This is a genomic window from Pseudopedobacter sp. (genome assembly GCF_040392825.1).
Taxonomy (GTDB): domain Bacteria; phylum Bacteroidota; class Bacteroidia; order Sphingobacteriales; family Sphingobacteriaceae; genus Pseudopedobacter.
The window spans coordinates 1-6762 of the sequence record NZ_JBEBVH010000222.1 but is presented as its reverse complement, the minus strand read 5'-3'; the positions used below and the strand labels follow the sequence as shown (position 1 = coordinate 6762).

The window sequence follows — 6762 nt, the reverse complement described above, 5'->3', positions numbered from 1 at the left end:
TAAAAATGCCCCAAATAGTGTCTAACTTTTTGGGGCATGTCCAAAATGAGATAGCTCTTTTGTTATATTTTCCAAATAGATTTACTGATATTGGATATAAATCGGTTTTGGTTTTAATTTCAATAATTCATCAGGAGTCATTAATCTGTTAGGGGCTTTCTTTAAATCATTTTTATAGAAAAGCTTAAATCCTGTAAACTGAACGGGCTGTTCCCTAATCCAATGACGGTAGGTGCCTTTCTTCAATTCTGGCTCACCCCAACCATCCATATGCATTACAATTTGTACTTCCGGAACCAATTTAATCTTTTGGTAGTTAGTAACCATACCTTTGGTAAATCTGTGTATTACAAAAATTTTAGCAGGAAGGTTATTTTCTTTTACTAATTTTTGAAGGAACCTTGTACAATAGTTAATATCCTCTGCATCATAAGTCCCTATTTTAGAGCCGGGCTTATGTCCGGTTTTCATAGAAAATTCCGGATCTATACCTAGATGTACATGAGGTAATTTCAAATATTTCTCTAATAAAGGCAATTCTTGTTGGATTGTACTTAAAGAAACCTGTATATCTAAGAAAACTATACCATTATGCATCTTGGCAATGGTTAAAGCAGAATCAATTTGTTTTTCCGGCATTCTGAAACGATATTTTCCATCTTTTCCACCATCGCCCTGCGCAACTACAGCGATGTAATGAATTCCCGGTTGTACAGGAGTAGAAGGATCTGCTTTTTCCCAGGCTTTAACTTCCTGATTCAGCCGTTTCCACATTTCTTTAGGAGCATATTCTCCTAATGCACCCATTTTTTTTGAATATAAATTTCCGTAATAAACTACCACACGTTTAAAAGGCAGGATAGCACCAGGGGCAGGCACAGGTTGTTTTATCACAGGCCATAGTCCGGTTGTGTCTCCATTTGCCAGGTTTTTAACAGCATCCCAATATTTTGCAGAATCTACAGGGGCATAAGTGCTTACCTTTTCGGTAGATTCTGGTGCTTCAGTTTTCGCTCCTTTGGCTTGGGTAGAATCGTTAGTGTTGGCATTTCCATTAGTTTTGCTTTCAACGCCATTACAGGAAAGTAGCAATGCGCTTAAAGAAAACGCACAGCAGATGATAGATAGTGAATGTTTATGAGTCATGAAATACATGAATATGAAATAGTTTTTGAAATTTAATGATATCAGTGTGATAGAAAAAATAAAGATATACACATTTTGTTGACTAGACGGATCGGAATTTTCCAAAGACGCCCAATGGAAGATTTACTCCGGATGCTGCGTTTAAGAAAAGCTCGCCAATTTCTAAATTTCTAACAGTAGGTAATGCACCTTTAATTAGATTTTCTACTATAACGGAAGAAAAACCTAAGGAATAAGTATTCAGAATCAGGAAATGTTCTTCAGGATCTAAGAGCTTTACCACATCGGTCATCATTTCTTTAATCTGATCTTCCAGTTTCCATTTTTCACCTTTTGGGCCGTGTCCGTATGCCGGTGGATCTAAGATAATGCCGTTATATTTTTTACCGCGCTTTAGTTCGCGTTGTACAAATTTTAAAGCATCTTCAACAACCCATCTGATATCTCTCAGATTAGAAAGATCCTGGTTTTCATTTGCCCAGGTTACTACCTGTTTAATTGAATCTACATGTGTCGTATCTGCTCCGGCAGCTTTGGCAATTAGAGAGGCACCACCCGTATAAGCAAAAAGATTAAGGACTTTTGGTTCCGGTGTTTTAAATTTTTTGATTGTAGAAGAAATGTAATCCCAGTTTACAGCCTGTTCCGGGAAAATTCCAACATGCTTAAAAGATGTTAGCGCAAGTCTGAATTTAATTTCTGCCTCTTTGTTTCTGTAGCTGATATGCCAACGGTCTGGAGTGTTTTTGTTTTTTTTAATCCAATCTCCGGATGTTGCCGAACGTCCCTTGAAACGAATATGGTATCTCTTTTCCCATTCAGTTTGCGGCCATGCCTTTGCCCAAACAGCCTGAGGTTCTGGTCTGATTAAAACTAGATCCCCAAATCTTTCCAGTTTTTCAAAATCTCCGCAGTCTAATAATTCATAGTCTTTCCAGTTTTCAGGAGTAAGCGTCTGGATGTTTGGTCGATGCATATTTGTGTAAACTCTAAATCAAAATTAAAATACTTATGACTGTCAATTAAAACTTACTAGCTAATTGTTTAATCACATTTGAAGTTTGCAAAGATAGTACAAAAAACACTAAAAGTCCGAAGTCGGATGTCCGAAGATCAGAGTCTGGTTGTCTATTGTTGATAGTTAGTTGTAAATGGTCCATAGTCAATGGTCTCCTAAAGGGAAGTCTGAATGGGCGCCTTGCACATTTGGGTAGTACATGTAGAATCTGCTATTGACGAGTAAAAAAGGAACAAGGTTGAAGATTAAGGACTATTTAGCTAATGAACTAATCTTCGTTTAGCAAATCCACTAATGACTAGTGAACTGAAAAAGTCCGAAGTCGGATGTCCGAAGACCTGAGTCTGGTTGTCTATAGTTGATGGTCGTTAGTTAGTTCATAGTCAATGATAAAAATTGCTAATGACTAATGAATTGGAAACTAAGCACTGTCCAGGCTCCCCTCTCTTTCGGAGAGGGGTTGGGGTGAGGCTACTACTTCAACAGTTTCTCCATAAGAGGAGATGCAAACACAAAATCATTCAATTCCTGGTTATCTGTTTGGGTGATTTCTTTATTTGAACCTTCCCACCATTTTTGCCCCTGATGAAGAAAAAGAATCTTTTGACCAATCTCCATTACCGAATTCATATCATGAGTTACCACAATCGTAGTAATCTGATATTCTTCAGTAATTTCTTTAATTAATCCGTCAATCACCAAAGACGTCTTAGGATCGAGTCCAGAGTTCGGCTCGTCACAAAAAAGATATTTTGGATTCATCACAATGGCGCGGGCAATACCAACCCGCTTTTTCATTCCGCCCGAAAGTTCAGCCGGAAAAAGTTTGTTCTTACCGCTCAAATTTACTCGGTCCAGAACTTCATTGGCTCTGGCTCTTTTTTCAGAACGTTTCATATTAGTGAACATATCCAATGGAAACATTAGGTTCTGTTCAACCGTCATAGAATCAAACAAGGCTGAATTCTGGAATAACATCCCAATTTCCTGGCGGATAGGAATACGCTCTTGCATTGTCATCTCTGTAAAATTCCGCTCGTTATACAGTACTTTTCCTTTTTCCGGTTGATGAAGTCCTACCATACACTTTAACAAAGTGGTTTTTCCAGATCCGGAACCTCCAATAATCAAGTTGGTTACTCCCGGCTCAAACTCGGCGCTAATACCTTTTAAGACATGGTTTTCACCAAACGATTTCTCAATATTCAGAACTTCTATCATAGCATCAACTCCGTAATAATATAATCTGCAGAAAGAATAGCAATACAGCTGATAACTACTGTCTTTGTACCCGCTTTTCCCACTTCTAAAGCACCGCCATTTACAAAAAATCCCTGATAAGACGCCACAGAAGTGATAATAAAGCCAAAAACAAAGGCTTTAACTCCCGCAACAGCCATAGTATAAGGGATAAAGTCTGTTGTAATACCTTCAATATAATCAGATGCGCTAACAACACCTGATAACACTCCACCAGCGTAACCTCCGAATAGAGCTAAGAATATAGATATATATACAAGTATCGGAATCATCGTAACTCCGGCAATAATTTTAGGCAAAATAAGATATCCCGGAGCGTTTATACCCATAATCTCCAAGGCATCTATCTGTTCCGTAACTCGCATGGTGCCTATTTCAGAGGAAATAGAAGAACCAATTTTACCTGCCAGTACCAGGGCACAAATGGTTGGGCTTAATTCTAAAATTGCAGAGTCCCGGTTTACAGAACCAACAATCGTTTTTGGAATAAAATCGCTAACCAGCTGGAAAGCAATTTGAAGAGTCATTACAGCTCCAACAAAGACCGAAATAATAGAAATAAGAGCTAAAGAACCTATTCCTATATATACCATCTCTTTGGTGATTTCTTTCCAATAGAGACTAAACTTTTCTGGTTTCCTGAAAACTGCTTTTAATAGTAAAATGTACTTTCCGAAGTAGCTAAAAAACATTCTGTATTTTTTTGTAAAAATAAGCTTTTTTGTTCATGCAATAATTAAACCTAAATTAACATATTAGAACAAAATTTTGTGATGAATATAGTAATAACTGGTGCAAGTAAAGGAATGGGGAAGGCTATCGCTGTTTTAATGGCCTCGAAAGGAGCAAATCTGGCTTTGTGTGCAAGAAATAATAACGATTTATTACTGCTTAAAAAAGAGCTTCAACAGCAATACCCAAAGATAAACATCTATATAGAATCTGTAGATTGTGCAAAAAAAGAAGCTGTTTTGCATTTTGCTCAGAACGTTCTGGACTATTTTGGGCATATAGATATATTGGTGAACAATGTAGGGATATTTAAGCCCGCAAATATTTTAGATGAAGATGATGATGCGTTGGAGAACCATATGAACGTAAACTTGTACGCGCCTTATTTTTTGTATAAAAAAATCGGGAAAAGTATGCGTGAGAGAAAGTCTGGAACAATTATTAATATTTGTTCTGTAGCCAGTAAAGAAATAATTGTTAGCGCAGGATCTTACTGTGTAACAAAGACAGCTTTGCTAAGTCTAAACAATATCATGAGAGAAGAATTAAAAAAACATGATGTAAAAGTAACCGCAATTTTGCCGGGTTCAACCTTTACAAGTTCCTGGGAGGGTGTGCAAATCCCCCGGGAAGAATTTGTTCAGGCAGAGGACATAGCAGAGATGGTATATTCGGTAATAAATATAAGTAAAGGTGCAAATGTGGACGAGATAACAATTAAACCTTTACACGGACAGATTTAAAAACTAGATGTAAGATTTTAGGTAAAGGCACTGGAAGTAAGCTATAAGGAAACATTTAGAGCTAAAAATCATAACTCTACAATCGTACATCGTAAATAGGTAAGATATGACAAAGAAATTGACAAGAAACACAAGAAATAAGATGGTTGCTGGTGTTTCATCTGGTTTAGCAGATTATTTTCAATTAGACGTAATTTGGGTGCGGATAGCTTTTGTTCTGGCTACTTTTTTTGGTGGCACAGGATTGTGGATTTATATTATACTCTGGATTGCTATTCCGGAAAACAGAACCGCAGTGTTTTCTTTTAACGGAGAGGAGCCGCCAATAGTAGAAGAAGAGAAGTCGGATGACTATCTTTTTAAAACCAAAGAAGAGCGAAATTTCAACGGTAAATTTATCGGAGGATCGTTATTAATAGCATTTGGATCGTATTTTTTATTAGAAGAGTTTGATTTATTGCCTTATTGGTTTTCGTTAGATAAGCTTTGGCCTTTAATTTTTATTGGTATAGGTCTGTATATTATTTTTAAAACCGTTAGGAAAGAAAATGCTATTGCAGATAATGAGATTAGTAAAGAAGAACCAAAGGAAGAAAAGAAGGCGGATGAAAATTCTGATTTTAACCTTTAAATTTTAGGAATATGAAAGCAGGGAAGATTTTTTGGGGAATAATTCTGGTATACCTTGGGATATTGGTATTATTAAACAACTTTGACATTATTGACTTTAGCTGGAGAGTTTTTTGGAAATTCTGGCCGGTACTACTAATCATTTGGGGAATTAATATACTTATATCCAAAGAGAATACAAGAAAGGGTGCTATTTTAATTGGATTGGTGACTTGCTTAGGTTTGGGCTTACTTACCTATTTTGGAATCAGGGAAAAAAGTAATAGACCTGAATATATCTGGGAAGAGGGACAAAATGAAAATTATGGGTCTGATTATACACAAGATGATAGAATTTTCAGGGAAGATTATTCTCCTAATATAAAAACGGGGCAAATTACTATTAGTGGCGGAGCAGGAGAATTTGAGGTGAAGTCTTCTACCGAAAAATTAATGGAAGCGCATGTTAGCCAAGGTAATATCAATTATGTGCTTAAGAGAACAGATACAGATTCTTCTGTAAATCTGAATTTTCATGCAAAGCATGACAAAGGGATTAAATTACCTAAAGGAAATCATGAAACTAAAATTTTTCTGAACAATAATCCGGTATGGGATGTAGATGTTAAAGTAGGAGCAGCTGAGGTAAATTTAGATTTAAGCCCATTTAAAATAAAAAATCTGACGTTTTCTGGTGGAGCAACAGATGTCGAAATAAAATTAGGCAGTCTTTATAATCATCAAAACGTAGTTGTAGAAACCGGGGTTTCCAGTGTAGAAATTAAAGTTCCTAAAAGTGTGGGATGTAAGATTGTGAACCAATCAGGTTTGTCTTCTAAAACATTTCAGGATTTTACAGAAAAAGGGTCAGGAATTTATGAAACTAATAATTACGCAACAGCCGGGAAAAAAATAGATATCTTGTTAAAAACAGGAATAAGTGATCTAAAAGTGAAAACTTATCAGGATTGATCCTTTGTAATAAGAAGTCTCCTTTATAATGAAGGAGGCTTTTATTATGAAAGCGAATTATCTTCCAAATTTAAAATATGGCGTTAATTTGTGCGGTTTTTCCTGTAACCATAGCGAAACCATTTCCATTCCGGTTACTGAAAAAGTGATGCCGTTACCTCCAAAACCTAAAACGAAGTAAGAGTTTTTAAAACGTTTATGTTCCCCTATGTATGGTAAGGCATCTTTAGTTTCGCCAAATGTGCCTGCCCATTTAAAGTCTGTATAGAAGTCTTTAACGGG

The 6762-nt window shown here is 36.4% G+C and carries 7 protein-coding genes and 1 pseudogene; 3 read left to right on the top strand and 5 right to left on the bottom strand.

Translation table 11 applies throughout. The features are described from left to right. Positions 1 to 81: 81 nt before the first annotated feature. The 4 genes from ABWO41_RS13935 to ABWO41_RS13920 form a co-directional block, all read right to left on the bottom strand. Entirely contained in the window at positions 82 to 1155 is a 1074-nt protein-coding gene (locus ABWO41_RS13935) for a hypothetical protein (protein WP_353139194.1), read from the bottom strand. Positions 1156 to 1228: 73 nt separating this feature from the next. Next, entirely contained in the window at positions 1229 to 2122 is an 894-nt protein-coding gene (locus tag ABWO41_RS13930; RefSeq protein WP_353139191.1) for a class I SAM-dependent methyltransferase, read from the bottom strand. A 516-nt stretch (positions 2123 to 2638) separates the two neighbouring features. Beyond that, complete coding sequence (locus ABWO41_RS13925; protein WP_353139188.1) at positions 2639 to 3385, bottom strand: ABC transporter ATP-binding protein; 747 nt, start codon at positions 3383 to 3385, stop codon at positions 2639 to 2641. Then, complete coding sequence (locus ABWO41_RS13920; protein ID WP_353139185.1) at positions 3382 to 4116, bottom strand: MlaE family ABC transporter permease; 735 nt, start codon at positions 4114 to 4116, stop codon at positions 3382 to 3384. The genes ABWO41_RS13925 and ABWO41_RS13920 overlap by 4 nt, the downstream gene beginning before the upstream one ends. Before the next feature lie 81 nt (positions 4117 to 4197). Here ABWO41_RS13920 and ABWO41_RS13915 point away from each other — a divergent pair, with 81 nt between their 5' ends. The 3 genes from ABWO41_RS13915 (at position 4198) to ABWO41_RS13905 (ending at position 6480) form a co-directional block, all read left to right on the top strand. Continuing rightward, positions 4198 to 4899, top strand: a complete 702-nt coding sequence (locus ABWO41_RS13915; RefSeq protein ID WP_353139182.1) for an SDR family oxidoreductase — start codon at positions 4198 to 4200, stop codon at positions 4897 to 4899. A 106-nt stretch (positions 4900 to 5005) separates the two neighbouring features. Further along, positions 5006 to 5530, top strand: a complete 525-nt coding sequence (locus tag ABWO41_RS13910) for a PspC domain-containing protein (RefSeq protein ID WP_353139179.1) — start codon at positions 5006 to 5008, stop codon at positions 5528 to 5530. Between the two features lie 11 nt (positions 5531 to 5541). Next, positions 5542 to 6480, top strand: coding sequence for a toast rack family protein (locus ABWO41_RS13905; RefSeq protein WP_353139177.1), 939 nt, complete (start codon positions 5542 to 5544; stop codon positions 6478 to 6480). Between the two features lie 57 nt (positions 6481 to 6537). On the opposite strand, the pseudogene ABWO41_RS13900 reads toward ABWO41_RS13905, so the two are convergent. Further along, a pseudogene (locus tag ABWO41_RS13900) lies at positions 6538 to 6762 on the bottom strand (NAD(P)/FAD-dependent oxidoreductase); the annotation flags it as partial.

Excerpts from the sequence above, each read along its gene's own strand:
- ABWO41_RS13935 (WP_353139194.1), bottom strand. The coding sequence starts at position 1,155 with ATGTATTTCATGACTCATAAACATTCACTATCTATCATCTGCTGTGCG.
- ABWO41_RS13930 (WP_353139191.1), bottom strand. The coding sequence starts at position 2,122 with ATGCATCGACCAAACATCCAGACGCTTACTCCTGAAAACTGGAAAGAC.
- ABWO41_RS13925 (WP_353139188.1), bottom strand. The coding sequence starts at position 3,385 with ATGATAGAAGTTCTGAATATTGAGAAATCGTTTGGTGAAAACCATGTC.
- ABWO41_RS13920 (WP_353139185.1), bottom strand. The coding sequence starts at position 4,116 with ATGTTTTTTAGCTACTTCGGAAAGTACATTTTACTATTAAAAGCAGTT.
- ABWO41_RS13915 (WP_353139182.1), top strand. The coding sequence starts at position 4,198 with ATGAATATAGTAATAACTGGTGCAAGTAAAGGAATGGGGAAGGCTATC.
- ABWO41_RS13910 (WP_353139179.1), top strand. The coding sequence starts at position 5,006 with ATGACAAAGAAATTGACAAGAAACACAAGAAATAAGATGGTTGCTGGT.
- ABWO41_RS13905 (WP_353139177.1), top strand. The coding sequence starts at position 5,542 with ATGAAAGCAGGGAAGATTTTTTGGGGAATAATTCTGGTATACCTTGGG.